The organism is Armatimonadota bacterium (assembly GCA_013314775.1).
Taxonomy (GTDB): Bacteria; Armatimonadota; Zipacnadia; order Zipacnadales; family JABUFB01; genus JABUFB01.
On record JABUFB010000013.1, the window covers coordinates 1 to 26,986 of the forward strand.

The 26,986-nt window shown below is 63.3% G+C and carries 13 protein-coding genes; 3 read left to right on the top strand and 10 right to left on the bottom strand.

What is annotated here, in order from left to right; translation table 11 throughout:
* The 9 genes from tuf to HPY44_16905 form a co-directional block, all read right to left on the bottom strand.
* Positions 1-127 (bottom strand): elongation factor Tu (gene tuf, locus HPY44_16865; protein NSW57685.1); only part of this gene is annotated, 127 nt, incomplete at its 3' end.
* A 101-nt stretch (positions 128-228) separates the two neighbouring features.
* Positions 229-2,292, bottom strand: coding sequence for an elongation factor G (gene fusA / locus HPY44_16870; protein ID NSW57686.1), 2,064 nt, complete (start codon positions 2,290-2,292; stop codon positions 229-231).
* 68 nt (positions 2,293-2,360) lie between these two features.
* The gene (gene rpsG, locus HPY44_16875; GenBank protein ID NSW57687.1) at positions 2,361-2,831 is read right to left on the bottom strand and encodes a 30S ribosomal protein S7; all 471 of its coding nucleotides are present in this window, start codon (positions 2,829-2,831) and stop codon (positions 2,361-2,363) included.
* Positions 2,832-2,943: 112 nt separating this feature from the next.
* Positions 2,944-3,354 (bottom strand): 30S ribosomal protein S12, encoded by a 411-nt coding sequence (rpsL, locus tag HPY44_16880; protein NSW57688.1) that lies wholly within the window; start codon positions 3,352-3,354, stop codon positions 2,944-2,946.
* A 475-nt stretch (positions 3,355-3,829) separates the two neighbouring features.
* Entirely contained in the window at positions 3,830-8,680 is a 4,851-nt protein-coding gene (locus HPY44_16885) for a DNA-directed RNA polymerase subunit beta' (protein ID NSW57689.1), read from the bottom strand.
* Between the two features lie 113 nt (positions 8,681-8,793).
* A complete protein-coding gene (gene rpoB / locus HPY44_16890) occupies positions 8,794-12,600 on the bottom strand; it encodes a DNA-directed RNA polymerase subunit beta (GenBank protein NSW57690.1) in 3,807 nt (1,268 codons plus the stop codon).
* A gap of 365 nt (positions 12,601-12,965) precedes the next feature.
* Positions 12,966-13,637 (bottom strand): ABC transporter ATP-binding protein, encoded by a 672-nt coding sequence (locus HPY44_16895; GenBank protein NSW57691.1) that lies wholly within the window; start codon positions 13,635-13,637, stop codon positions 12,966-12,968.
* Between the two features lie 2 nt (positions 13,638-13,639).
* Positions 13,640-14,779: an ABC transporter permease gene (locus HPY44_16900; protein NSW57692.1), complete on the bottom strand. Its 1,140-nt coding sequence runs from the start codon at positions 14,777-14,779 to the stop codon at positions 13,640-13,642.
* Between the two features lie 3 nt (positions 14,780-14,782).
* Positions 14,783-15,967, bottom strand: coding sequence for a hypothetical protein (locus HPY44_16905; protein ID NSW57693.1), 1,185 nt, complete (start codon positions 15,965-15,967; stop codon positions 14,783-14,785).
* A gap of 122 nt (positions 15,968-16,089) precedes the next feature.
* On the opposite strand from HPY44_16905, the gene HPY44_16910 reads away from it, so the two are divergent.
* A complete protein-coding gene (locus HPY44_16910) occupies positions 16,090-20,841 on the top strand; it encodes a PQQ-binding-like beta-propeller repeat protein (protein NSW57694.1) in 4,752 nt (1,583 codons plus the stop codon).
* Positions 20,842-21,146: 305 nt separating this feature from the next.
* On the opposite strand, the gene HPY44_16915 is transcribed toward HPY44_16910, so the two are convergent.
* Positions 21,147-21,752 carry a DUF1559 domain-containing protein gene (locus HPY44_16915; GenBank protein ID NSW57695.1) on the bottom strand — a complete coding sequence of 202 codons (606 nt, stop codon included), beginning with the start codon at positions 21,750-21,752 and terminating at the stop codon, positions 21,147-21,149.
* A 187-nt stretch (positions 21,753-21,939) separates the two neighbouring features.
* Between HPY44_16915 and HPY44_16920 the strand changes: the two genes are divergently transcribed.
* Positions 21,940-24,303, top strand: a complete 2,364-nt coding sequence (locus HPY44_16920; protein NSW57696.1) for a glycoside hydrolase family 127 protein — start codon at positions 21,940-21,942, stop codon at positions 24,301-24,303.
* A 250-nt stretch (positions 24,304-24,553) separates the two neighbouring features.
* Positions 24,554-26,986, top strand: coding sequence for a carboxypeptidase regulatory-like domain-containing protein (locus HPY44_16925; GenBank protein NSW57697.1), 2,433 nt, complete (start codon positions 24,554-24,556; stop codon positions 26,984-26,986).

Sequence of the window (26,986 nt, forward strand, 5' to 3'; positions counted from 1 at the left end):
TGCCCTCTTCACTGAGCGCCAGACACTTCGTGATCGCCGACGTCAGCGTGGTCTTCCCGTGGTCGACGTGACCGATGGTCCCCACGTTCACATGCGGCTTTGTTCGCTCGAACTTCTCCCTGGCCATTTCCTGGTTTACCTCCCGGTTCCGCAGATCGTTTTCGGGCGGAACCTGAGCTTTCGTCTTTCTTCTGTCTTCTGCGGCCCTGACGTGCTTACGCCCTTGCGCTAGACGCGCCCCAGGACCGCGTCAGGGTCGGGAACCGGCTCGTACGAGTGCGGCTCCATGGTGTACGTCGCCCTGCCCTGCGACTGCGACCGCAGGGATGTGGAATACCCGAACATCTGTGCAAGTGGCACGCGGGCCACAATCGTCTGGGTGTCGCCGGCGCCAATGGTCATCCGCTCGATCTCGGCGCGCTTCGAGTTCAGATCATTGACCACGTCGCCCATGTATTGCTCAGGCGTGATGATCTCGGCGAGCATAATCGGCTCAAGCAGCGTCGGCTGGGCCTTCAGATAAGCTTCCCGGAACGCCATTCCCGCCGCCACTCGGAACGCCAACTCACTGGAGTCAACCTCATGGTAAGAGCCGCCCAGGAGCGTGGCCTTGATACGCGTTACGGGATATCCCGCCAGCGGCCCGCTCTCCATGGCTTCCCGCAACCCCGCCTCCACTGCCGGGATAAACTCCGCCGGAATCAACCCGCCCTTGATAGCGTTCACAAACTCGAACTCCGTCTCGGGACCGGTGGGCTCAAGTTTCAAGATCACGTGGCCGAACTGTCCGCGGCCGCCGGTCTGGCGTACGAACCGCGCCTCACCCTCAGCGGCCCGAGTGATGGTCTCCTTGTACGCCACCTGCTGCTTGCCCACGTTGACCTCAACGCCGAACTCACGGCGAAGCCGGTCAACAATGATCTCAAGGTGCAGTTCGCCCATGCCGGAGATGATCTGCTGACCCGTGTCGCGATCCGTCCGGACGGCGAAGGTCGGGTCCTCCGCCACAAGCCGGCTCAGGGCGTCGGCAAGACGCTCCTCATCCGCCCGCGTCTTGGCCTCTATTGCCAACGAGATCACGGGCTCCGGGAAGCTTATGGCCTCCAGCGCAATGGGCGCATGCAGGGCGCTCAGGGTATCCCCCGTCACCGGCTGGGTCAGCCCAACCAGCGCCACGATATCGCCGGTTTCTGCTCTGTCAAGATCCTCGCGCCGGTTCGCGTGCATCCGCAATAGCCGCGAAAGTCGTTCCTTGCGGCCGGTGCGGGAGTTCAAAACACTGTCGCCCTTGTTCACGTGGCCGCTATACACTCGCATGTATGCAAGCTGGCCCACAAAAGCGTCGCTGACGACTTTGAAAACGTATCCGCAGAACGGCTCTTCCGGGCTGGGCTTGCGCTCCACGGGTTCTCCGCTCTTCGGGTGTACCCCGTGGATCGCAGGCGTCTCCACTGGGCAGGGCAGGTATTCGCAGATTGCGTCGAGCAGGAGCTGCACGCCCTTGTTTTTCAGGGCCGTCCCGGTCACGACCGGGACCATCTTCCCCTCGACTGTGAGCTTCCGGATCGCCTGGCGAATCCTGTCCGCAGTGGGCTCGTCGCCCTCCAGGTACATGTTTTCAAGTTCCGGGTCTGCCTCGGCGAGAGCTACGATCAGGTGTTCGCGGAACGTTGCGACCCGCTGGAGCATGTTCGCCGGAACGTCGAACTCCTCGATCGTCTCGCCGTGCTCTCCAACCCACCGGTATGCGCGCTGCTCGATAAGGTCAATGACACCCTCGAACTTGTCCTCGGAGCCGATCGGTAGCTGCACCGCGATCACATGGGCTCCCAGCCGCTGCCGCATCTGATGCAGCACATCATGGAAATCCGCGCCGACCCGGTCCATCTTGTTCACGAAGACGATGCGCGGAACCGAATACTTATTGGCCTGTCGCCATACCGTCTCAGACTGGGGCTGGACCCCTCCCACCGCGCACATGACCATGACCATCCCGTCCAGCACACGCAGGGACCGCTCAACCTCAGCGGTGAAATCGACGTGGCCGGGGGTATCGATGATGTTGATGCGGTGGTTCTTCCACTCACAAGTCGTGGCGGCGCTGGTGATTGTGATGCCGCGCTCCATCTCCTGCGGCATCCAATCCATGGTGGCATCGCCGTCGTCCACCTCACCCATCCGGTGCACCCGACCTGTGTAGTACAGGATGCGCTCGGTGGTGGTGGTCTTCCCCGCGTCGATGTGCGCGGCGATACCAATGTTTCTGACTTTCTCCAGCGGCAAGTTCGCCACGTAAGACCCCAATCCGTAGTGCGTTCAGGTGATACCTATGCCAAAGTGCGGAGCACAACAGCAACGGTCTACCAGCGATAGTGCGAATACGCCTTGTTTGCCTCGGCCATGCGCTGCATGTCCTCGCGCCGTTTCATCGTCGCGCCCTCGCGGTTCGCGGCGTCCATGATTTCGTTGGCCAGACGGTCGCGCATGGTGCGCTCGTGGCGTTCCCGCGCGGCACGCAGCAGCCAGCGGACGGCCAGCGTCATCTGGCGGCGCGGCGAAACCTCAACCGGGACCTGGTAGGTAGCTCCACCCACGCGCCGCGGCCGCACCTCGACAATCGGTGTCACGTTCTTCATGGCGCGGGCCAGGACGTCCAACGGGTTCTGGCCGGTCTTGTCAGCGATCACCTGCAGGGCGCCGTAAAAGATGCGCTCGGCTGTAACTTTCTTGCCGCCCTTCATCAGCTTGTTGATGATCTGCTGCGCGGTCCGGCTGCCGAACACCGCATCCGGGACTACGTCGCGCTTCGGAGCCGCTCCCCGTCGTGGCATGCACAAGCACCTTCCCTTGGCAACAACTTCCGATATCCTCGGTCAATATGCGGCGAAAACGGGCCCCAGCATCGCGAGCTCGGGGCCCGGAGTACTCTCTTGCGCGTGGCGCCTATGGCTTCTTCGCGCCGTACTTCGACCGGGCCTTCTTCCGCCCGTCAACGCCAGAAGCATCCAGTGTGCCGCGGATCACGTGGTACTTCACCGAGTTCAGGTCCTTCACGCGGCCGCCGCGAATGAGCACGATGGAGTGCTCCGCGAGGTTGTGACCCTCGCCCGGGATGTACGCGGTGACTTCCTGGCGATTGAAGAGACGCACACGAGCGCACTTGCGCATGGCGGAGTTCGGCTTCTTCGGCGTCTGCGCCCACACGCGGGTGCAAACGCCGCGGCGCTGCGGAGCGCCCTCAACCCACTTGGACTTCCGCTTCTCCGCATTCCACACGACCTTGAAGGCCGGCGTGCTCATCTTGCGCTCTTTCTTCTTGCGGCCCTTCCGCACCAGCTGACTGATCGTCGGCACACACGTCACTCCTCAATTACGCAATCGGTTGTGTCGCCAGTCCTGCGCGCTGCCGGAAAAGCAAAGCCCCTCGATAATGCAATGAGGGGCTTGGCAGGCTAGCTCTCATGCGAAGCAACACACGCCTCCGGCGAGGCGTTGCGGACTCATCAGACCCTTTCGGCCCATCGAGTCAGATCCGCGAACGGCTTTCGCAATAAGCGGCCAAACACAGCCCCGATATCTACCAGATCGCACTCTCAGCACGCTAGTTCGCTGCAATCCGCGCCATCCTGGCGCTTGGCCTGGAAGCAACGCTTGTCGTGCATGGCGAAGAGCATTGAGTATAGTCAGGGATTCCGCTGCTGTCAAGCTCAAAGGGGGCCGATTTTGCCGATTCGGCCCCCTTTTTCTTCAGAAAAGCCCCGCCGGTCACGTCCTCGCCCCTACTCGCCCCAATGTTGGCTCAGACCCCTCCCACACGCGTGTCCTGGACCTATTCGTCGTCGTCCATCGACCCGTCCAGATCGTCGTCGTTTTCATCATCCAGGTCGTCTTCCCCGTACTCATCGTCCATCGGAACATCCTCATCCGGCTCCAGATCATCATCCAGCACTCCAAGGCCGGCTTCACGGGCAGCCTGGATATCCTCGAGAAGCTGATCCAGCGCGTCCCTGGGCTCGGCCACCAGCACGGGCTGGTGCGCTTGAACCAGTTCTTGCACATCCTCGGAGTACCCGATCTTGCAGTTCCGGTGCCGCGGCAGGCCACTGCCCGCCGGAATCAACCGGCCGATGATCACGTTCTCCTTCAGGCCCAGCAGCGGGTCGCGCCGGTACTCGCACGCCGCCTCGGTGAGAACCCGCGTGGTGCGTTGGAAGGACGCGGCTGACAGGAAGCTCTCGGTTGCCAGGGACGCCTGCGTGATTCCCAGGAGGATCGGCTCCGCGGTTGCCTCGGTGCCGCCCAGTTCTCGGACGCGGCGATTCTCGTCCTCGAAGTCCATCCGGTCCACAATCTCCCCCGGCAGGAACCGGGTGTCGCCGTGTTCGCGTATCTTCCGCTTCCGCAGCATCTGGCGGATAATGACCTCGATGTGCTTGTCGTTGATGCTGACGCCCTGCGCCTTGTAGACCGCCTGAATCTCGCGAAGCAGGTAGTCCTGAACGCCCTGGACGCCCTTCATTTCGAGGATCGCCTGCGGGTCCATCGGGCCGGCGGTCAGACGGTCTCCGGCGCGCACTTCGGTGCCTTCCTGCACATAGAGCTCGCCGCGGTAGGGCACCAGGTGGGATGTGGCGATCTTGACGAACTCCACGCCGGCCTTCCGCAGCCGTGCCCGCACTTTCTTGAGCAGCTTCTGGCCGCGCTTGGCAAGCAGCGTCCCGTCCGGGCCGACTGCGTCCTCCGCCAGACGCTCACCACGGATCACACGCAAGTCGTCGATGGAGTGCTCGGAATGGATGACCACAGTGCGAAGACCCTTGGTGTCGATCTCCGCGACCACACCATCCACCTTCGCCGTGATGGCTTGCCCCTTGGGGGTACGGGCCTCGAACAGTTCAACAACGCGCAGGAGACCATGAACCGAGGTCTCAAGCACCTTGAGCATTTCCTTGATCGCCTTGCGGCGCGCGCGACCGCCGCCACCGACCATGTCCAGCGAAACCAGGCCCTGGTCGATGTCGTCGCTCAGACTGCGCAGGGCTTGCTGCTTCCGCTTCTTCACGTCAGCAACGCCGGTGATGTACTCACCCGCGACGCCACCGGTATGGAACGTGCGCATTGTCAACTGCGTCCCGGGCTCCCCGATGGACTGCGCGGCGATGATCCCGATGGCCGTTCCGATCTCAACCGGTCGACGCGTGGCAAGATCGCGACCATAGCACTTGGCGCACACCCCGCGTCGTAACTCGCAGGTCAGCGGCGAGCGCAGGGTGACTTCCACGATCCCCGCGTTCTGGATCTCGCTGGCCAGACGCTCAGTGATCTCGTAACCGGCCGGCACGATGACCTGGTTGGTCTCCGGGTGAATGATATCCACCGCCGCGGTCCGGCCGATAATGCGTTGCTCCAGGGTCTCGAAAGTGTCGTTGTTGCGCGCCGGCGGCAGAGTGGCATGGCAATACTGGCATTCGCCGGTGCGGTGATGGTCTTCCTGACCACACGCCGGGCAGTGCATCTCGTGTTCGTAGAAGGGGTAAACAACGATCCCTTCCATCGTTCCGCAGTCATCGGCGCGGATCATGACGTCCTGGGCCACGTCCACCAGGCGGCGGGTCAGGTACCCCGCGTCCGCAGTGCGCAGAGCCGTGTCCGCGAGACCTTTGCGGGCGCCGTGAGTGGACACGAAATACTCCAGAACGTTCAAGCCGTCGTTGAAGTTGTTCTTTACCGGCATGTCCTCAATCAGTCGACCAAACGGGTCGCTCATGAGACCACGCATGCCCGAGATCTGCGAAATGTGGCTGCGATTGGCGCGCGCCCCGGAGTTGGTCATCATCCAGATTGAGTTGAAGCTGTCGATATTGGCCAAAATCTGGTCCGCGATGTCCTCGCGAGCCTTCAGCCACAATTCCAGCACCAGGGCCTCGCGCTCGTCGGGCAGGATAAGCCCTTTGGCTGCCGCCTCGTTGATGCGCCGGACCTCCCGCTCAGTCTTGGAGACGACACGCTCCTTCTCGGTCGGGACGTTGGTGTCGTCCATGCAGATGCTCAGGCCGGACCGGGTGGCGTACTTGAACCCCGCCGCCTTGACCGTATCCAGCAGCTCCGCGGTGCGCGCCTGACCGTAGATGTTGTAGCACTTGTCCACGAGCTTGCCCAATTCGTCTTTAGCAATGTCGTGGTTCAGGAAGCGCATGTCCAGCGGCAGATAGGAGTTGAAGATGACTCGCCCCACCGTGGTATCCACCATCTCACGGTGGACCCCGGCTTCGATTACATCCCCAACCGCGCAACGACCATCCAGCGCTGCCATACCGGCCGCGAACTCCAGGAGCGCCTGGATCCGCTCATCCTTGTTGGCGGGAAGATCCTTCGGCTCGATCTGCCGCCAGTTCTCACCCCGCGCATCCCCAACGGTCTCCCGGGCCTTCTCGATCATCGCGTCGGTCAGAGCGAAGCTGAAAGCGCGGTTCCGCACCGGGTGCTCGTCCACCACGTTCACCGCGATGGCGCGCTTCAGATCGGTGAGAAGCTGCTCCTCGATCTCTTGCTCATTGCCGGCTTCATCAAGCAGGCGCACCGAGATGGTCGGGATACGCACCTTCACCGACGCGTGAAGGTCGATCTTGCCATGTTCATACGCGCTCATGACCGCTTCAGCGCTCTCGAAGCTCTTACCTGCGCCGCGAGCGTTGGGGTTCTCCTGGGTCATGTAGTAGCAGCCCAGAACGATGTCATACTTGGGCGCCGTGATCGGCGCGCCGTCTGCGGGTTTGAACAGGTTGCGGCTGGCCAGCATCAGCAACCGCGCCTCGGCCTGCGCGTGGGCCGACAGCGGTACGTGAACTGCCATCTGATCGCCGTCGAAGTCCGCATTGAAAGCCTCGCAGCACAACGGGTGGAGCTGGATCGCCTTGCCGTCGATGAGCGTGGGCTCGAAGGCCTGGATGCCCAGACGATGCAGGGTCGGCGCACGGTTGAGCAGAACCGGGTGGCCCTCAATGACCTCCTCCAGCGCGTCCCACACCTCGCTTCGCAGCCGGTCCACCATGCGCTTTGCCGTCTTGATATTCGTCGTGTAGCCCTGCTCAACGAGACGCTGCATGACGAATGGCTTGAACAGTTCCAGGGCCATCTCGCGCGGAAGGCCACACTGGTGCATCTTCAGTTCGGGGCCGACCACGATAACGCTGCGGCCCGAGTAGTCCACTCGCTTACCCAGCAGGTTCTTGCGGAACCGGCCTTCCTTGCCCTTCAGCATGTCGGACAGCGACTTGAGCGGCCGGCGATTGGAGCCCGTCACGGGCCGGCTGCGGCGGTTATTGTCGATGAGCGCGTCCACGGCCTCCTGCAGCAATCGCCGTTCGTGGTTGATGATCGACTCCGGCGCATTGATCTCCACGATCCTGCGCAACCGGTTATTGCGGTTGATCACTCGGCGGTACAGATCATTCAGGTCCGACGTGGCGAAGCGTCCGCCGTCAAGCTGCACCATGGGGCGCAGCTCGGGCGGCAGCACCGGGATAACTTCAAGGATCATCCACTCGGGCCGGTTCTTGGACTTGCGGAAGGCTTCCACGATGCGCAGACGCTTGACCGCGCGGGCGCGCCGTGCACCGGTGCGCTCGTCAATCTCCTTCCGCAATTCGTGGGCAAGCTCGTCCAGGTCAATATCCGCAAGCAGTTCGCCAATCGCTTCCGCCCCAAGGCCGGCGCGGAACAGGTCAGTGAAGTTGCCCTCGAGGTGCTTCTCGCAGACCTCCAGCAGGTCGCCCAGTCGCCGGTAGTCCATCTCCGAGATGAGCTGTCGCGGAGTCAGCTCGAAAAGCTTCTCGAGAGCCTCTTCCAGCGCCGCCGACTTCTGCTGGGCTGACTCCTTCTCGATCTGGATCCGCCGAGAGAGATCCTCTTCGCTCATGATCTCCGGCAGCGGTTCGCTCGAATACCCGAAACCGGGGAAGAGGTCAAGGCCCAGGTCCGCATCTGCATCGTCTTCGTCGATCTCGTCCTCGTCGTCGCCCATGAAGTCGGCTTCGAATTCGTCCTCGTCCTCGCCGGCCGCGATGTCCTCCTCATCCTCCCCGAGGTCGGAGGCTTCCTCCCGGGCACTCTCTTCCGCAGCGCGGCGCAGCCCCTCTTCATACCGCTCGCGCAGGTTCTCAATTGCGATGTCGCAATTGCTGGCGATCTCTTCCTTCTCCGCATCCACGGCCCGGCGGATGTCTCCGCGCAGGGCCTGGAGCCGGTCGGAATCCACATCGGTCACGATGTAGGAGGCGAAGTAGACAACTTCCTCCAGCAACCGCCGAGACATGTCCAGAAGCAGGCTCATGGGGCTGGGAACGCCCTTCAGATACCAGCTGTGGCACACCGGAGCGGCCAGCTCAATGTGGCCCATCCGCTCGCGCCGCACCTTCGCCCGAGTCACCTCGACCCCGCAGCGGTCGCAGATGATTCCCTTGAACTTGACCTTCTTGTATTTCCCGCAGTGGCATTCCCAGTCTCGGGACGGCCCGAAAATCCGCTCGCAGAACAAACCGTCACGTTCGGGCTTGTAGGTCCGGTAGTTGATTGTCTCCGGCTTCTTCACTTCGCCGTGAGACCAGGAGCGTATCTCGTCGGGAGACGCCAGGCCAATAGTGATGGCCTCGAAATCGGTGGTCGTTTCCGCCAAGTTCATCGCCTCCGAGTGGACTTGCTGTCTGTCCGCTGCCCCGCGAACGTCACGGCAGCGGGCCCGTCATTCCTGCTTTTCCGTCCGAACATCCCCGTCGATTCGTCTCACGGGCCGGCCTAGCGCCCGTCGTCCCCGTCTGACTTCAGGTCCACAAGCTGGCCCTCGCGGTTCTCCACCTTCACGTCCAGAGCCAGGCTCTGCATTTCGCGCATCAGGATCTTGAAGGATTCGGGTATGCCCGGTTCCTTGATGTTTTCGTCCTTGACGATAGCCTCGTAAGTGCTCACGCGGCCCTGCACATCGTCCGACTTGACCGTAAGCACTTCCTGCAGCGAATACGCCGCACCGTAGGCTTCCAGCGCCCACACTTCCATCTCTCCGAAGCGCTGGCCGCCCATCTGCGCCTTACCGCCCAGAGGCTGCTGGGTGATGAGGCTGTATGGGCCGGTGGAGCGGGCATGGATCTTGTCCTCAACAAGGTGGTGCAGTTTCAGGATGTACATGACGCCAATGCCCACCGGCTGGTTGAACTGCTCGCCGGTGCGGCCGTCATACAGCACCATCTTGCCCGAGTCGCTGCCGAACTGCGCCCGCACCCAGGCGTTGCGACAGGCCGCATCGATGAGCATCGTGACTGCATCCTCATCACTCGCCTGCTCGAACGCGTCCGGGTCCAGCGCCAGGAACTCCGCCACTTCCATCAGCTCCGCGCGAGGTCTGCCCAGAAGCTGTGCCCGAATATCCGCAAGAAGTGCCTCAGTGCTCTCCGGCGCATCATCGAGCCGCAGCATGGCCCCGTGGAAGTTCAGCTCGCACAGGCAGTAAGACCGCAGGCTCTCGATCTCCAACTTCTCCCGCACCGCAGCCATGCCGCCCTTGATCTCCTCGGCACTGAATCCCTCGAAGATCGGCGCGGTGAAACTCTCGCCGAACTGCCGCGCGATGAAGCCCAGGTGAGTCTCCAAAACCTGTCCGATGTTCATACGAGACGGCACGCCCAGCGGGTTCAGGCAGATGTCCACCGGCGTCCCGTCCGCCATGTAGGGCATGTCCTCTACGGGGAGAATCTTGGAGATGACGCCCTTGTTTCCGTGGCGACCGGTCAGCTTGTCGCCCACCATGATCTTCCGTTTCTGAGCCACGAACACCCGGACCATCTGATTCACGCCCGGTTTCAGTTCGTCGCCCGGCACCTTCTTCAGTTTCCCGCCACAGCGCTCGCACTCCGGGTATTCCAGAGGCTTGCCGAAGCCGAACTCGCCCTCGCACCGGGTGCACTGGTACTTGTAGCGCGAGAAGACCTTGGTGTCGATGACGATACCCTTCTCGCCGTGGGGAACCCGCAGTGAGACGTCCCGCATCTCCTCGGCCTTCTTGCCGAAGATCGCGATGACCAGCTTCTCCTCGGCGGTAAGCTCGGTCTGGCCCTTGGGGGCCACCTTACCCACGAGAATGTCCTCGGCTCGGACCTCAGAGCCGATCACCACAACGCCGTCCTGGTCCAGATCCTTGAGTGCGTCATCACCGACGTTGGGGATGTCCCGCGTGATCTCCTCGGGCCCCAGCTTGGTGTCCCGCGCCTCGCATTCGTACTTCTCGATGTGGATCGACGTGAGTTCATCGTCCTTGACCAACCGTTCGCTGATCAGAACCGCGTCCTCGTAGTTGTAACCCTCCCACGGCAGGAAACAGACCAGCAGGTTCTTGCCCAGCGCCAGCGAACCATTCTGAGTGGCAGACCCGTCGATGATCGGCTGCCCGGCCCGCACCGCATCGCCCTTTCGCACCAGGGCGCGCTGGTTGATGCACGTACCCATATTGGTTCGCGAGAACTTGTCCAGCCGGAACTCCTGCTCCTCACCGTCACGGTAGCGCAGCTTCACCCGCGACGCGTCCGCCTCGATAACCCGTCCGTCCTTTGCGGCGGTGATCACCGCCCCCGAATCCCGGGCGGCGAGTTCCTCCATGCCCGTGCGGATAATCGGCGCTACGGTCTTGCACAGGGGCACCGCCTGGCGTTGCATGTTGGAGCCCGCAAGCGCGCGAACTGCGTCGTCGTTTTCCAGGAACGGGATCAGCGACGTGGCCACCGAGAAAATCTGCTTGGCCGTCACGTCGATGTAGTCGACTTCTTCGGGCGGAACCGCCGGGAATGCGCCGCTGCGCCGACAAGTGATCAGTTCGCCGATGATCCGGCCATTCTCATCGATCCGCTCGGAAGCCGTCGCGATGTTGAACTTGTCCTCTTCGTCCGCGGTCAAGTAGTCGACCTGATCCGTCACGACGCCCTTCTTCACGCGCCGGTAGGGGGTCTGGATGAACCCGTACTCGTCCAGCCTTGCGTGCAGGGCGAGGTAACCGATGAGACCAACATTGGGCCCCTCGGGGGTCTCGATCGGACAGATGCGGCCATAGTACGAGTGGTGGACGTCGCGAACCTCAAGCTTCGCGCTCTGCTTGCTCAGACCACCGGGGCCGAGAGCCGACAGGCGGCGCTTGTGCGCCAGTTCGGCCAGGGGGTTGATCTGGTCCATGAACTGCGAAAGCTGGCCGCTGCCGAAGAAGCTGTTGATCGCGGCTGTGATCGGCTTGATGTTGATGACCGACTGCGGAACCATTTCATCCGGTTCCAGGCTGGTCATGCGCTCGCGAGCAACCCGCTCCATTCGCAGGAACCCGGTGCGAAGCTGGTTCTGCAGCAGTTCGCCCACTGCCCGCACCCGCTTATTCTGCAGGTGGTCGATGTCGTCCACTGCGCCCTGCATCCGGGCAAGGCCCAGCAGGTAGCGCACGATGGCTATGATGTCTGACCGGGTCAGCGTATGGATCGAGCCATCCACATCGTTGCCCAGCTTCTTGTTCATCTTGTACCGGCCCACGCGGGACAGATCGTAGCGCTTGACGTCGAAGAAGTACGACCTCAACAGTGATTCGGCGCTCTCAACCGTGGGCGGGTCACCGGGGCGGATCTTCTTATAGACGTCAAGAAGCCCCTCCTCGGCGGTGAAAGTGTCGTCATCCTCGAGAGTGACGTAGATCTGGTGGGAAACCGCCAGAACCTTCAGTTCCTTGCGGTTTGCCTGGCTCATATCCCGGGCCATCTTCTCCGAGATCAAGCCGTAAGGCTCCACGATCACTTCGCCCTCGTTGTCAATTACACTCTCCAATGAGTAGAAGACATCCCGGGTCTCGATGCCCGGCATGCCACTTTCGTCGCCCTCCGACAGTCGTTTGAGGAGGTCTTTGACACTGACCGTCTCCTGCGTACCGAAGCACTCGAGGATCTCGCGGTCCGTGCCCGTGCGTGGGACGCCGCCGGCATCGCCCACCTCGAACCAGTCCAGGGCGCGCAGCAGCGTGGTTACCGGAAACTTCCGGGTCTGCCCGATCTTCACGCTGATCATGCCGTTGGGCGAGGTGTCCACCTCAACCCAGGCGCCCTCATTGGGAATGATCTGGGCGGAGTGCAGGACGCGCCCGGCGGAATCGATGGTGTCCCGGAAGTACACACCGGGCGAGCGAGCGAGTTGGCTGATGACCACGCGCTCGGCACCATTCACGAGAAAAGTGCCGCGGTCAGTCATCTGCGGCAGCTCGCCCATGTACACTTCGCTTTCCTTGATCTCCCCGGTCTCCCGGTTCACCAGACGGACCTTGGCGTACAGGGGCGCCTCGAAGGTCGAGTCGTTCTCCTTGCACTGCTCAATGGTCTTCGCAGGCTCACCGATACGATAGCCGAGAAAGTCCAGGGCGATGTTCCCGGTGTAGTCTTCAATGGGGCTGAAATTGTCGAATAGTTCCTGCAGACCCTCCTTACAGAACCACTCATAGGAGGTCGTCTGATTCTCGATCAGATCGGGCAGCGGAATAATGTCCTCGTGGGGCTCGCGTCGGAGGGGAATAAGACCCTCGAATGCAGCCATTTATGCAGTCCCTCCTGGATTGTCATACGCGCCGCAGTCACGCCGACCAAACAGACAAGCAGCCCCCGTGGTCGGTACACGTGCTTGTGCACCGCCTCGCGGGCTCCTTGGAGGAGTAGCTTACGCACAAGATGGGGTGTCGAAGTTAGCTGTCACGCTCGCGGGATGAGAGAAGTTGTGATCGGAAATGTAAGACTAACCTCCCCCTCGGCTCCTGTCAAGAGCTATTCTACGGCCGGGGGTACCCCGCCCGAAAGCGGCTGGATTCGGTCGAGCCCCCAGCACCGTTTCCTTCCTGGGCTCTGCCCGGCAACGGAAAGGGCCGTCGCCCTGGCCCTACAGACCGCGAAGCGGGTGACACAGGATCAGCCAGGGGTAGGGTCCGCACAGCGCCCCGCCTTGAGGTGCACGGTTCGATGCGCATATTCCTCGACCCATGGCTCATGGGTCACAAGAACCACACTGCGGCCCGCATCATTGAACTCCTTGAGGTATGCCAGTATCTCGGCGCCTGTTTCGGGATCGAGGTTCCCGGTGGGCTCGTCCGCCAACACCAGCCATGGGTCATTCACGAGCGCTCGGGCAATTGCCGTCCGCTGTCTCTCTCCGGTGCTGAGCTGCCCTGGCCGGTGGTCGAGGCGCTCAGCCATCCCGAAACGCTCCAGCAGCTCAAGAGCCCGAGCCCTGCTCGGTCCTCCCCTATCCACTAGGCCGGTGGGGAGTAGAACATTCTCCAGCACCGTTAGGTAGGGCGCCAGATGAAACATCTGAAACACGAAACCAATGTTCCGTGCACGGTAGTTCGCCCTCTCGCCGCCGGACAGCCCGTAGAGGTCTGTTCCATTCAGCACCGCCCGCCCCTCCGTGGGCCGCACCATTCCGCCGATCGTGAGCAGCAACGTGGATTTCCCGCTACCACTTGGTCCGCGCACCGCGAGGAACTCGCCGTCGGCGACCGTCAGATCAACGCCGTCCAGCGCCCGAACAGGGCGCCCTTTGCTTTGGTAAACTTTGCTCAGGCCCCTGACCTCGATCATCTTTACTCCTCCGTCAACACAGCGGCGGGATCCTGGGTCACGGCGACCACAGCAGGCAGCAGCCCCGCTACAGCGGCCAGGACCGGCGCGCCCAGCACTAAGGGCAGGAAGGTGTCCCAGGCAGGCGCAGCGCTCTTGAAGGTGATCTTGAAGATGCCCTCGCCCAGTTCCAGTGCCAGCCACGTCCCCACCCCGAACCCGATGAGCGCCCCGATCAGCCCCATCAGCGCCGCCCGGGTGATGAATAGTCCCGCGATGGGCCCTGATCCGAACCCCAGCGCTCTCAGGAGGCCGATCTCATGCCGCCTCTCCCGCACATTCAGCAAAGACAGCAGCCCCACCCAGGCCGCGCAGACCACCACCACCACTGCCACGATGAGACCTACGTAGCTCTCCACCATCTTACGCGTCTCGGTTCGGGCGACCACGATATTCCTTAGTTCCGTTACGTAGGTATCCGGTAGCACACCGGCAATTTCATCCCGCAGGATCTCCAGCGATCCGCCCTGGCAGAGGCAGCCCAGCGCCCGGATCATGTTGATCCGTCCGGGCATGTTGAACATTTTCTGGGCATCCCTGAGGTGGGTCCAGATGCGCACGTCTTCCTCGCTGCCATCTTCCGCAAGGCACCGCTCCACTGTCAGCCGCTGGCCGAGAAGCTCGATTTCGTCCCCTTCCCTCAGGCCAAGCTTCCGGCAGATTGCGTACCCCACGATGCACTTGCCGGGCTCTACCACGGTCCCCATCGGCGCCTTGGTCCGCGCGCCGGCCGCAGTCTGTTCTTTGAGCACCCCGGTCACCAGCACAGTCATGCCCTGCCAGTTGACCCTCTTCTGCAGCGTGGAGACGTAGTGGTCCGCCGAGATGCCTTTGGTCTGAGCGAGGCGCGTGGTGTATTCCTCCGGCATGTCGCTCTCAACGTCGTCCATTGCCCAGAAACTGCCTATATCTGCGTCCCCGGGCAGGATGAGCAGATTGAAGCCCAGATTCCGCATGAGCCGCGTGGTCTCGGTATTCGAAGCCCGCCCCAGGGTGATCATCGCTGCAAACAGCCCCACGGATGCCGCCACGGCAATTACCCCGAGCACGAAGGTAAAACTGCGGTGACGGATCTCCCGCAAAGCAAGCCCAAGCACCGACATTCCTCATGCACTCCCGCGTCGGCAGATGATAAGAACTGCGCTACCGCCCGCAACCGCCACAGTAAGCCCAACAGCGGCGGCAATCGCCGCCCTCATGCCTGCATTTTCCGCTTCCGGACGGGTCTCGCCCCGTTCATCTTCCCCACCCTCGCCGGGCGCGCCCGTTCCCTCGCCTGTGTCCAGCGGCAGCTCAATATACCCTGACGCTGGGTCCGGCAGGTATTCTCCCGGGGTCCGCCTTTCGCCGCCCTGCCGGAAATCCACCCAGACGCCGGACAGCGCGCTCAATGCCGCCGGCGCATCGGGGTCGAAGCCCAGCGCTTCACGCGCCTGGGCCTGCCGATCCCGGTCCCACATTAGCGGCATGACGGGCCCGAGAATCTGGGCGGGCTCGCTGGTGCAGGTGCAGTTGCGGCCGAGAAGCCTCATGCCCTGCCTGAGTGTCTCCGCGGTGATGGTGGCTCCCCAGAAGACCGGGCCCAACCGCCTGCCGCGCCCGAAAATGATGGCCGCCTTGGCCGCGCTTTCTCCATGCTCCCTCAGGCCCAGGCTCCACATGAGCACCTGTTCCCGCGGGTCATCCCAGTTCACGCTGACCACCGGGGGCGCCTTGGCGATCTTGTCCCCCATTTCCGGCTTGAAGCCGATCATGGACTGTGCAGCTTGCTGGACGGCCTCAAGAACATTCGCATTTTCCTCGGCGTTCTTGCCCTGAACCACCAGCAGTACGCACCACGAGGGTACTAGAAGGTCAGCGATCTTCTGTCGCACCGGGGAAGTCACCGCAAGCCGCGCCAGGTTCTCGTACCAGTCTCGCTCCACCGGTGCTTCGGCGCCGACCGCCACCATGCCCCTCCCATCCGGTGAGACAAGGACGGCTCTCGGAGGCTGCGCACCCTTCGGGGTCAAGTCCCGGCGGAACTGCACGGCTTTGTCCTCCTCGGCAACTCCCGGCCCGGTCTCCAGAACCTCCATGACCACGTCAGCGAACTCCAGGTGCTTCTCCCTTGCGGCCTTGACTTCCAGCTCCATGGCGCCCCGGGTGATGCTCATGGTCAGGTCATGGAAGACCACCAGCCGGAACGGCTCGGGCTCGCGCACGATGAACCCCGCGTCCCGGATCGAGTAGGGACAAGCGAGTGCCGCGCCGCACAGTACCATCGCAGGTAACCAGCATGTTCTTCTCATGGTCTTCCCTTCTCCGCGCATCCGTCCAGCCCTCTATGCGTTCCGATGCCGAGGACGTTAAGTGTACAACAAATGTCCATGACGGTGCGAATTACAGAAGGTCTCATCGCGGAGCATGTCCAATGGTACCGGAAACAGACTTCAGCCGCGACAGCGGAGGCTCAACGATGATCCCCCTCGGCACCCGCATCATCCGCATCAAGAAAGCTCCCCGATATCATGCGTCATGGCCAGTCATCCTCCTTCTATTTCTGGCGGCGTTACCCGTGTGCGCCGACGACTGGCCCGTTTTCGGTCACGACAACTCCCGCAGCCATGTGTCGCCAAATGAAGTGCGGCTGCCGCTACACGAGCAGTGGGTCTACAAGCCCTTGGCCGCTCCCGACCCTGCCTGGGCCGACCCGCAGAATGTACCCGTCGAGGGCGTCCTGGAGTTTAATAAGACCAAGTTCGACGATGTCTTCCACATCACCGCCGCCAATGGTCTGGCGTACTTCGGATCATCCTCGGATAACTGCGTCTACTGTCTGGACCAGGCTACCGGTGCGCTCAAATGGCGTTTCTTCACCAACGGCCCGGTGCGCCTTGCTCCCACCATCGCCGAAGGCCGCGCATATTTCGGCTCCGACGACGGCTACGCCTACTGCGTGGACGCAAAGACCGGCGAGCTGGTCTGGAAAATGCCTGGCGCCCCAGGAACCCGCCGCGTCCTGGGACACGGGAAGATGATCTCCATGTGGCCCTTGCGCACAGGCGTGCTCGTGCAGAACGGCATCGCCTATTTCACGGCCGGCATCTTCCCGGGCGAACGCATTTACATTCATGCCGTGAAAGCCTCCGATGGTTCCCGGATCTGGCTGAATGACTCCCTGAGCGACCGCGATTCGGGCAGCTTCGACCTGTCTCCCCAGGGCTACCTGCTTGCATCCGACGAGGTCCTGTACGTGCCATCGGGCCGCAGTCTGCCCGCCGCAGTCAACCTCTCAGACGGCAGCTTCAACTACAAGCGCAGTTACAGCCGCTGGCAGACCGGCGCGGTGGCAGGCACGTACGCCTCGCTTGGCGGCAGTTACGCGCTCTTGTATGGAGACCACCTGTATGTGGGCTCCGAGTTCATGGCCGCCTACGACGCCGCCTCCGGCAATCTGGGCTTTGCGTGGTTCCCGGGTCAAAAGCTCGTGGTGACTGCGGAAGTTTCCTACATGCTGGACCAGGAGACCATCACTGCACTGGACCGCATCAAGTACCCCGAACTCAGCCGCCAACGCCGCGATCTGGGCACCCAGCGGGCCAACGTGGCCTCTTCGAAAGCCGAGGACAAGGAACAGAAGCTTGCCGAACTCGACCAGAAGCTCAATGAAGTCAACGAGGCAATCAGCAAGTGCACTTCATGGACATACGAAGCCCCCGGCAAGCTGCTTGAGATGATCGTCACCAAGAACGCAGTGATCGCCGGTGGCGACGGCTTCGTGGTCGCTCTGGACCGCAACACCGGCGCCGAGATATGGCGCGGGACGGTGGAGGGTGAAGCGAAGGGCCTGTCCTTGGCCGGAGACACTCTCTATGTCAGCACTACCGCGGGAAACATCCACGCTTTTGGCCCGAAACAGGTGGCAAAGCCAACCGTTCACCAGCCGAAACCAGCCGCGCCGTATGCGAACGACAGGCTCTCCGCCTTCGTTGAACGTGCCGCCCAGGCCATCGTGGACGGCAGCGGCGTGAAGCGCGGTTACTGTGTGGTCATCGGCAGCGGTGACGGTCGTCTTGCCTACGAGATCGCGAAGCGATCCGAACTCCAGGTCTACGGCATCTGCTTCCAGCCCGACAATGTGGCCATTGCCCGGGAGAAGCTTGCGGCTGCAGGAATGCTGGGCACCCGCGTCCAGGTGGAGCTTGGCAGCCTCTCCCAGCTGCCCTACGCCGACTACTCGGCAAACCTCGTCGTCTCCGGGCAACTTGTGATGACGGGGAAAATGGAGACGCCTCCGGCTGAGATCATGCGCATTCTCAAGCCCTGCGGCGGTGTGGCCTACCTGGGACAGCCTGCCGAAGGCGCGCCCGGAAAACTGGAACGCGCCGCTCTCGAGCAGATGCTGGCGGGCAGTGAACTAGCCGGCGCCAGTATTTCCACCGAAAACGGTCTGTGGGCTCGGTACGAGCGCGGCCCACTCCCCGGCGCAGGCTCATGGACCCACCAGTACGGTGACGCGGGCAACACAGCCGCAACCGGCGACACTTTCCTGCGCTGCCCGCTTGAGGTGCTCTGGTACGGGGAGCCCGGCCCGGACAAGGTCCCCAGCCGCCATGCCGGGAACGCCGCGCCTTTGTCTATCAACGGCAAGGTTTTCCTCCAGGGCATGAACGAGATCATGTGCTTCGATGCGTACAACGGCGTCATGTACTGGGACCGGATGATCCCCGGAGCGATGCGGGTGGGCATGGTCAATGAGTGCAGCAATCTCGCCTGCGACGACAGGGCGCTTTTCGTCGCCATCGGCGACCAGTGCCTGCGCCTCGACCAGGAGACTGGCGAAACGCTGAACACCTTCACCATCCCGAAAGTTGATGAGGAGCGCCGCACCTGGAAATACGTGGCCGTCGCAGATGGCGTGCTCATCGGCAGCAGTTCCACCAAGGGCCAATACAGCGACGTGCTCTTCGGCATGGACGCCGTGACGGGCGACATCCTCTGGGTTCATCAAGGCAAGAACATCCGCAACAACGCCATCGCCGTGGACGGCGGCCGCGTGTATTTCCCCGACCAGACTGCCACCGATGACCAGCGCGCACAGGCTCTCGCAGCCAAAGTCGCGGAACTCGAAGGCAAGGGCATGACCCGCGACCAGGCCATCAAGGAGCTGGCGAACGTGGACGTCCGAGTGGCTTACGCCCTTGACCTGCGCACCGGGGAAATGCTCTGGGAGACCCCCGTGGACCTCACGGGCTGCGCCGCCCACGTGCTCACCGCCATGGCGAGTAGGGGCGTCCTGGTCTTCTGCGCGTCCCACGCAAACGGGCACTACTGGCCGCAGTTCCTCGGCGGCGAGTACGCTTCCCGCGCCGCGGTCGCGCTGTCCACAGATGACGGCTCCCTCCTGTGGGCCAAGCCCCTGGGCTATCGCATTCGCCCGCTCATCGTTGGGGATAAGCTGATTGCCGAGCCCTGGGCCTTCGACCTGCACAGCGGCGAACAGATCACCCGCACCAACCCCGTCACAGGGCTGCCGAGTCTATGGCAGTTCGAGCGCCCCGGTCACCACTGCGGCACCATCAGCGGCTCCCCCAATGGCCTGTGGTTCCGCTCCTGGTCCTTCGCCTACTACGACCTGATCGCCGACCAGGGCACCGAACACTTCGCCGGTCAGCGCGCAGGCTGCTGGATCAACATGATCCCGGCCAACGGGCTTCTGGTCTGTCCCGAAGCCAGTTCGGGCTGCGTCTGTCTTGTCTCGATCCACGCCACAACGGTACTGAAGCCCAGCAATACCCACCGCGCCTGGGGCCTGTTCAGCGACCCCGGCGCAACCATGCCGGTGAAGCACTTGCGCCTCAATCTCGGCGCGCCGGGCGACCGCGCGGCATCCAACGGGGGCCTGTGGCTGTCCTACCCGCGGCCTCCCGGTCGCATGCGCCTCAATGTCGACGCCAAACTCACCATTCTTCCTGGCCAGGGCTACTACTCCCGCGCCGCCGAGGACACCCTCGTGGGCAATACCACCGAGCCTTGGCTCTACGCATCGGGCTGTCGGGGGCTAACCTCCCTCAACGTGCCGCTCGTGGGTCCGGTGGACGGGTCCGCCTTGTACACCGTGCGCCTGCTCTTCGCGGACCCAGACAATGCGGCCCCAGGCAAGCGCACCTTCGACATCAAACTTCAGGGCAACACTGTTGACACCGGCGTGGACATCGCGAAACTTGGTGGCGGCAAGGACTGCGCCGTGGTGCGCGAGTTCAAGGGCATCGAGGTCACCGACAGTCTGTCCGTGGAACTCGTCCCCACGGTAGAGAAGCTCGAAGCCGACACCGTCCCGCTCTTGTGTGGCCTGGAGATCGTCCGCGAGAAAGTGCTGCAGGTGGGGATGACGGTACCGAACTTCACTCTGAGCGACCTGGACAGCGCAGGCAAGGGCGAGATTCGCATCGCCAACTACACCGACGAGACCTTTAATGGGAGCCTCCACCTCACCGCTCCCGAGCAGGTAGCGGTCGATCCGGCGCGCACCGAGGTGACCCTCGAGCCCGGCAAGAGCCTGGCGATTCCGATCTCGGTGAACGTCGCCCAGAGGGGCGCCAAGGCTCAACTGGAGATTGACACCCGCCTGGTCTGGACGGATGGACGAGTAGAGACCCAGCGCGCCATCGCCGTCGAGTACCTGGGCGCCCGGGGGCGCGCGCGAATCCTGCCCTCCGCTGACGCGTATGTGAGCAAGGGCACGCCGGACAAGAACTTCGGCGCAGACGCCACGCTCCTGGTGGACGGCGGCAATACCCAGTTCGGCGACGAGAGCCACAACGTCGCCTATCTGCGCTTCCCGCTGGACCTGCCGGGCAAGCCGGTCTCGGCGACCCTGCGCATCCACGTCCCTGCCGGCGGCCACACCCAGAGCGCCGACTCGGGCAAGGTCCGCCTGGTGACCGGGCCGTGGGACGAGTACACCATCACCTACGACAAGCGCCCGGAGCCGGGGAAGGATCTGGCAATCCTGGGCAGAATCGAGCAGCAGGAATGGGTGGAGAGGGTCCTGGACATCAACCTGACCGGCCTCAAGGAACTGTCGATCTGTCTCGATCCCACCGGGAATGATGGGGCCAGCTACGTCTCCCGCGAAGGCCCGCAGAAGCCCGAACTGGTCGTGGAGTACGAGGCACCCTGAGGGGCGGGGACCGCGTGGAGGATTCCGCCGACCGCGACGGTCGGCCTACGCGAGCATTTCGTTGACCGAGACGGGCGGCCTACGCGAGTCCATACACCATCTCAGCCGCCTGGGGCAGGCGTCGCGCCAGTCAGCCTCCTTGATTTGTCCTTCGCCTTGGCAGTCGTTGGAACCGGCGACCTTGGCTGTCCACATCTGCCCATGCGGCGGGAGACTGACATACGAGTTCGAGCCCTGCCCGAAGCCCGTATGCCCCTGATCGATGTGCGGTCGTCCTGTCTCGAAACTCTCCGTGCGACGCTGGCCTACTTGAAAATATCCACAGGTCGGCCGGACATGGCCTTCACATGCCCGTCGACGAAAGCCACGTTCGTGAAACTCCATTTAGGAAGACCGTGGCAGAATGGCGCACCCTGGTTCCAGTAGAATGCTCCGAACACGTCACTCCACATCCACAGGTCCGTATCGGATGAAAGGGTCAACTGCCGCGGCGGGTGCCGGGTGATGAACGGCCCGGTGTGGGGGTGGATATCAAGCATCGAGAAGAAGTAGTAGCCGATATTGCCGGTATTCCAGTTGGCGTCAGTGTTCTCCAGCAGCGGGTTGTACGGGACAAGCACGCTGATAGACGGGCAGTAGAAAATGGGGCGGTTGCGCACGTACGGCCAGACAGCCTGCACCACGTTGAGCAGCGGGTTGCCCTGAGTTGCGCCAACAGGCAGAAGTTCGTCGTAGTCCTGTGCGTACATCATCGAGCCCAGAGCCAGCTGCTTCAGATTGCTCAGGCAGTTGGTGCGCCGGGCGCTCTCGCGAGCCCGTGCGAACACGGGAAAGAGAATTGCGGCAAGGATAGCGATGATCGCGATGACGACCAGCAGTTCGATGAGAGTGAATCCGCTGCGGCCTTTCATGTCTGCCGGCCTCCTTCCGGAAGTCACACGTCCATCGACCATAGTAGTGCGCTGGTCAGCAGGAAAACCGGCGCTTAACCCGCACAAAACGCGTAAGCAGGCCAAAATGGTACGCGTTTTCTTTGCCACATTCCTGCTCGCGTCTGTAGCCCACCTGCCGGCCGCTTTCGCCCAACCGGAGGCTCCTATGATGACTGTCCTGCCCACGCTCCCGACAGTCGGCGCGAACTCCGCCTACGCCGCAAATCGTGCTCCTCTATTACCCTCTCCTCTCATCAAGCTCCCCGCGGGGTCCGTCACCCCGCGCGGCTGGCTACGACACCAACTCGAATGCATGGCCGAGGGCTACTGTGGCCGGCTTTCCGAGATCAGCGACTTCTGCCAGTTCGAGGGCAGCGCGTGGGCCAGTCCAGACGGCGAAGGCCGGTTCGGCTGGGAGGAGCTGCCCTACTGGCTCAGGGGATATGTCTCGCTGGGGTACGCGCTGGATGATCCGCGGATCATCGCCGAAGCCCGCAAGTGGCTGGATGCCACTCTCACAAGTCAGGACGAGAGCGGCTACTTCGGCCCGAGAGACAACCTGCGCAAGCACGACCTGTGGCCGAACATGATTATGCTCGACGCCCTGCGCACTTTCCACGAAGCCACCGGCGATGACCGCGTTATCACCTTCATGCTCAACTACTGCCGGTGGCTCAACTCTCTGCCCTTCGAGCGATTCCTGCCGGAAAGCTGGCAGAAGCTTCGAGCCGGGGACCTGCTGGACACTATCCACTGGCTCTACAATCAGACCGGGGAGGCCTGGCTCGTCGAACTGGCCCGGATTGTCCACGAGCGCACCAGTGACTGGTCCGGCACCGTGGCAAGCTGGCACGGGGTCAATATCTGCCAGTGTTTTCGCGAGCCCGCCCAGTTTTATGTGCAGTCCGGCGATCGGCGCTATCTGCAGGCGACGATCCGCAACTACGACACTGTCATGCGCGTTTACGGTCAAGTCCCGGGCGGGATGTTCGGCGCCGACGAAAACGCCCGCCCGGGCTACACAGGCCCCCAGCAGGCCGCCGAGACCTGCTCCATGGTGGAGATCATGCGCAGCCATGAGATGCTCACCCGCATCACCGGCGATACGCTCTGGGCCGACCGCTGCGAAGACGTGGCATTCAACTCACTGCCGGCCTCAATGACCCCCGACCTGCAGGGTCTTCACTATCTCACCGCCCCCAACATGGTGCAGCTGGACCAGACCAGCAAAGCGCCTTTCCTGCAGAACGAAGGCAATATGCTGGCCTATGACCCGCGCCTGTTCCGCTGCTGCCAGCACAACGCCGCCATGGGCTGGCCGTACTTCTGCGAGAGCCTCTGGGCAGCCACCCTCAGCGATGGTCTCGCGGCAATGCTCTACGCTCCCTGCGAAGTCGAGGCTTCCGCGGGCGGCCGGACGGTGCGCATCGTGGAAGAGACCGACTATCCCTTCGGCGAGACCGTCCGCTTCACCATCACTCCAGACCAGCCCGCCGCCTTCCCACTTTTCCTGCGGATCCCGGGCTGGTGCGAGGGTGCGCGCGTCACTCTCAATGGGTTCGTCGTCGAGGGCAATCCCCAGCCCGGTTCCTGGGTGCAGCTATCCCGCACCTGGCAGCCCGGCGATGTGGTGGAGCTTGACCTGCCCATGTCCGTCCGCGTCCGGCGCTGGGAGACCCAGAAAAACGCATGCTCGGTGCATCGCGGGCCTCTGGCCTATTCCCTGAAGATCGCCGAGGACTGGCGCCCCTACCGCGAGGAAGAGAAATGGTCGGCGTATGAGGTCTACCCTGCGTCGCCCTGGAACTACGGGCTGGTGTTGGATGGTGTCGACCCGGCCTCCTCCCTGCAGTTCTGTCGCGACGAGAGCCCCCTCGCAGACCAACCCTTCGCCGTCGACACCGCGCCCGTGCAGATGCAGGTCAGGGCACGCAGGATCCCGCAGTGGGCCATGGTCGGCGGCATCTGCGGACCGCTGGAGCGCAGCCCGGTACGCTCATCCGAGCCCGAAGAGACCGTGACCCTCATCCCCATGGGCTGCGCGCGCCTGCGCATTAGCATGTTCCCGGTCATTGGCGACGGCCCGGATGCCGTGCAGTGGGAGGGGGCCACCATCATCGCCGGCGCTTCCCATGTCCATGATAGCCTGGGCGCGCTCAGTGACGAGGTCTTGCCGGGCAACTCCAACGACCACAACGTGCCGCGCTTTACCTGGTGGGACCACCGGGGTACTGCCGAGTGGGTCCAGTACAGCTTCGCCAGGCCCCGCACGGTAAAGGCCTGCGAGGTCTACTGGTTCGACGACCAGCCCATAGGAGGGCAGTGCCGCGTGCCGAAGTCCTGGCGGGTCCTTTATCTTGCGGGGAATCAGTGGCGCGAAGTCGAAGGTGCGAGCGGATACGGGGTCCTGAAAGATCAGCTCAACCGCTGCGAGTTCCAGCCCATCGAGACGATTGCCCTGCGCCTCGAGGTCCAGCTTCAGCCCAACTGGTCGGGCGGCATCCTGGAGTGGCGCATCGAAGGGCCGTAACCTCCCCGGTGACCGTCCACCGTGCCGTCTGTGGGGCGCGGGCGCGTACCGCACCGGTCGCTAGTCGTTCTTGGGGCGCACATGAACGGCGTCGGCCGTACGCCTGTGCTGTGCCCTTCACCCCCTCATTGTGATCGTCGTCTGCGAAGGGGATGGGGAGCGCTGTGATGCCGCCGTCCGCCGTTGAGGAACCTGTCCCACACCTGAGGCGTAGTTGCCGGAATTGCCCTGCCCTGGGGGAACCGCGATCATGTGTTCACGCCCGGTCCCATTCTGGCTGCTGGGCGTCCTGCTCCTCACCGGCCTGCTGGCGGGCTGCAGCGTGCCTCAACGCATACTCCGCCCTTACCGTCCCAGACCCACCGGCCCGTACCCTCCCCCACCGCCCACGACCACAACTACAACGCCACCAGCACGCTCCCAGGACGAGCTCGGCTTCATCGTCATGCTCCCTGACGCGACGACCCTGGCGGATTCATGCCCGGGCACCACTGAGTTCTGCGTCACGCGTGGCCAGGACAAGCCAAAGGCCGGCGACTGGAAGGCTTGCAGCGCCCGGCATGTGGTAAGCAAGCTCGCACCCGGCGATGTGACCCTCCGCGTGCGCAAAGCGGGCTTTGCCCCGGCCAAGCGCGACCTGCGCCTGCCCATCTCCGGCGGCCGCGATGTCATCATCGTGCTCGGCCCGGCGAGACGGACGGTCCACGGCATCGTCTACCTGCCCGATGGGACAACTATCGCGAAAAAAGCGAAGGTCGCCGTCACTCCAGTCGGCATCGATCCAAGTCAGAAGGACTGGCAGCCCACTGATGACGGCAAGTTCGAAGCGCCCTCTCCCCGCGACGGTTACCATTCGATCCACGCCCGGCTCTCCGGCTACCCGGACGGCCTTGTGATCGCGCCAATCCCACCGATTTCCGACGACCCGCTGCGCCTTGTCCTTGGGCAGCGCGACAGGGCCCTGCACTGGACCATCGCAGACGCGTCCCGCAATCCGCGCCGTGAGAACGACTTCATGCTCCACCAGCGGACGCGGCGCGGGCGGTCCCGGTCCGAACGCACCGTGCAGGAGCGCACCGACGCGTCAGGGACGCTCTTGGTGGTGTTCCAAGGCGGGTGCGATGAGATGGTGGTCACCCCGGACAGTCAGTACCCGAGGGTCACGATCACCCCCGAGAACCTGGACAAGTACGAACACTACACCCTCCTGCCCCGGGGGGCGCGCGTGGTCAAGGGCAAGGTGGTGGATTTCGAAGGCAAACCCGTGGGCAACGGCTGCCAGGTGGAGTTGCGAGTTCCCGGCGAGCCGAGGCCACGCACAACCAGCCCCGGCAGCCAGGACGGTTGTTACACTTTCTACAACGTTCCCGCGGGTTCGCTGCAACTGGTCGCCAAGAGCAGTGAGGCACCGGATTCCCAGGTCGAGACCGTGGAGTTCACGGGCGCTTCCGATCTGCTGGTCCCGGTCCTCAAGCTCGGCAAGCCGGCACGCCTTGTGGTCACCCTCGTGGGGCCCAGCGGCCCGGTGAAGCTGCACGCAGATGTCCATGCCCAGGGCTCCCCCGAACCGGTGGGTGACCGTGGCAGCTACGGACAGAGTATCCGCTTCCAGGGCCCCAACGAAAAGGGAGAGTTCGTGGCGAAGTCCGCGCGGCCGGGTGAATGGCAGATCCACGTCTCGGCCGATGTCTGCAGGCAGGTGGCGCCGGTCACCGTCATGACCAAGGCCGGGGAGACGACCCGCGTCAGCATCCGCGTGTTCCCGCTGGTCGACGCAAGCCTCAGAATACTCACGCGCGCGAAGAAACCCCTGGTGTCCACGCCGGTCGTCGTCTCATGGTGGCTACCCTCAGAGCGCGGATTCCGCGATGGCGGCTCATCCCAGGCCACCACCGACGCGAAGGGAATCGCTCACATCATCGGGGTCGACCCGAACGCCGAGGAGGTCGCGGTGCTCTGCGAGGCCGGCGCGTATAAAGGGAAACCGGAGGGCTTTCCCTCCACAGAACCCACAACCGTCGTTCTGGACGCCCCCGCATCGGTGGAGGGCACCATCGAGCTCGTGGGCGCTCGCTATCCCCGCGCCGGACGCGGCGTGTGCGTGGTGCTCAGTACATCGCCTTCGCCGCCAAGATTTGAGCCCCTCGTCGAGGGCTGGAATGAACTGGGCAAGACCAGGCCGAAAGACGCCGCTGACCGGCGCCTTGCTTTCGAGCCGGATAGCCCATCCTTCCGCTTCACCAAGATCCCCGTGGGACCGCTGCAATGGTACCTGCACCTGTTCGCACCGGACATGGTCTCGGCGCCGGTTGCCCTGAACCTGCAACCCGGGAAAACCACCCATGTCGCTCTCAGGGCCTGGTGGCCGGCATCGGTTCGAGTGATTGTCAAGGGCACCCCCCGAGACGGCAAGGGCAGTCTGTCTGTGGGGCTGAATCAAGAATCAGCTGTGCCGGGCACATCCTGGATTCGGGCCCGGAGGGAGGCGATGGACGCAAGCGTGTTCGTCGCGGACCGCATTCCCCCGGCGGAATGGGTGGTGTCGGCCTCCTACTACGACCCGAAGGACGACAGCGCTGCGCTGGAGGGGCATGTGCTCGTCACTGCCGTCGCCGGGAAGGAATCGGTGGCCACGGTCTCGCTGAAACCGAAGAAAGTGCGGAAGCTGGGCGGCAGTGGCTGA

Excerpts from the sequence above, each read along its gene's own strand:
- rpsG (NSW57687.1), bottom strand. The coding sequence starts at position 2,831 with ATGCCACGACGGGGAGCGGCTCCGAAGCGCGACGTAGTCCCGGATGCG.
- HPY44_16885 (NSW57689.1), bottom strand. The coding sequence starts at position 8,680 with ATGAACTTGGCGGAAACGACCACCGATTTCGAGGCCATCACTATTGGC.
- rpoB (NSW57690.1), bottom strand. The coding sequence starts at position 12,600 with ATGGCTGCATTCGAGGGTCTTATTCCCCTCCGACGCGAGCCCCACGAG.
- HPY44_16895 (NSW57691.1), bottom strand. The coding sequence starts at position 13,637 with ATGATCGAGGTCAGGGGCCTGAGCAAAGTTTACCAAAGCAAAGGGCGC.
- HPY44_16900 (NSW57692.1), bottom strand. The coding sequence starts at position 14,779 with ATGTCGGTGCTTGGGCTTGCTTTGCGGGAGATCCGTCACCGCAGTTTT.
- HPY44_16905 (NSW57693.1), bottom strand. The coding sequence starts at position 15,967 with ATGAGAAGAACATGCTGGTTACCTGCGATGGTACTGTGCGGCGCGGCA.
- HPY44_16910 (NSW57694.1), top strand. The coding sequence starts at position 16,090 with ATGGTACCGGAAACAGACTTCAGCCGCGACAGCGGAGGCTCAACGATG.
- HPY44_16915 (NSW57695.1), bottom strand. The coding sequence starts at position 21,752 with ATGAAAGGCCGCAGCGGATTCACTCTCATCGAACTGCTGGTCGTCATC.
- HPY44_16920 (NSW57696.1), top strand. The coding sequence starts at position 21,940 with ATGATGACTGTCCTGCCCACGCTCCCGACAGTCGGCGCGAACTCCGCC.
- HPY44_16925 (NSW57697.1), top strand. The coding sequence starts at position 24,554 with ATGTGTTCACGCCCGGTCCCATTCTGGCTGCTGGGCGTCCTGCTCCTC.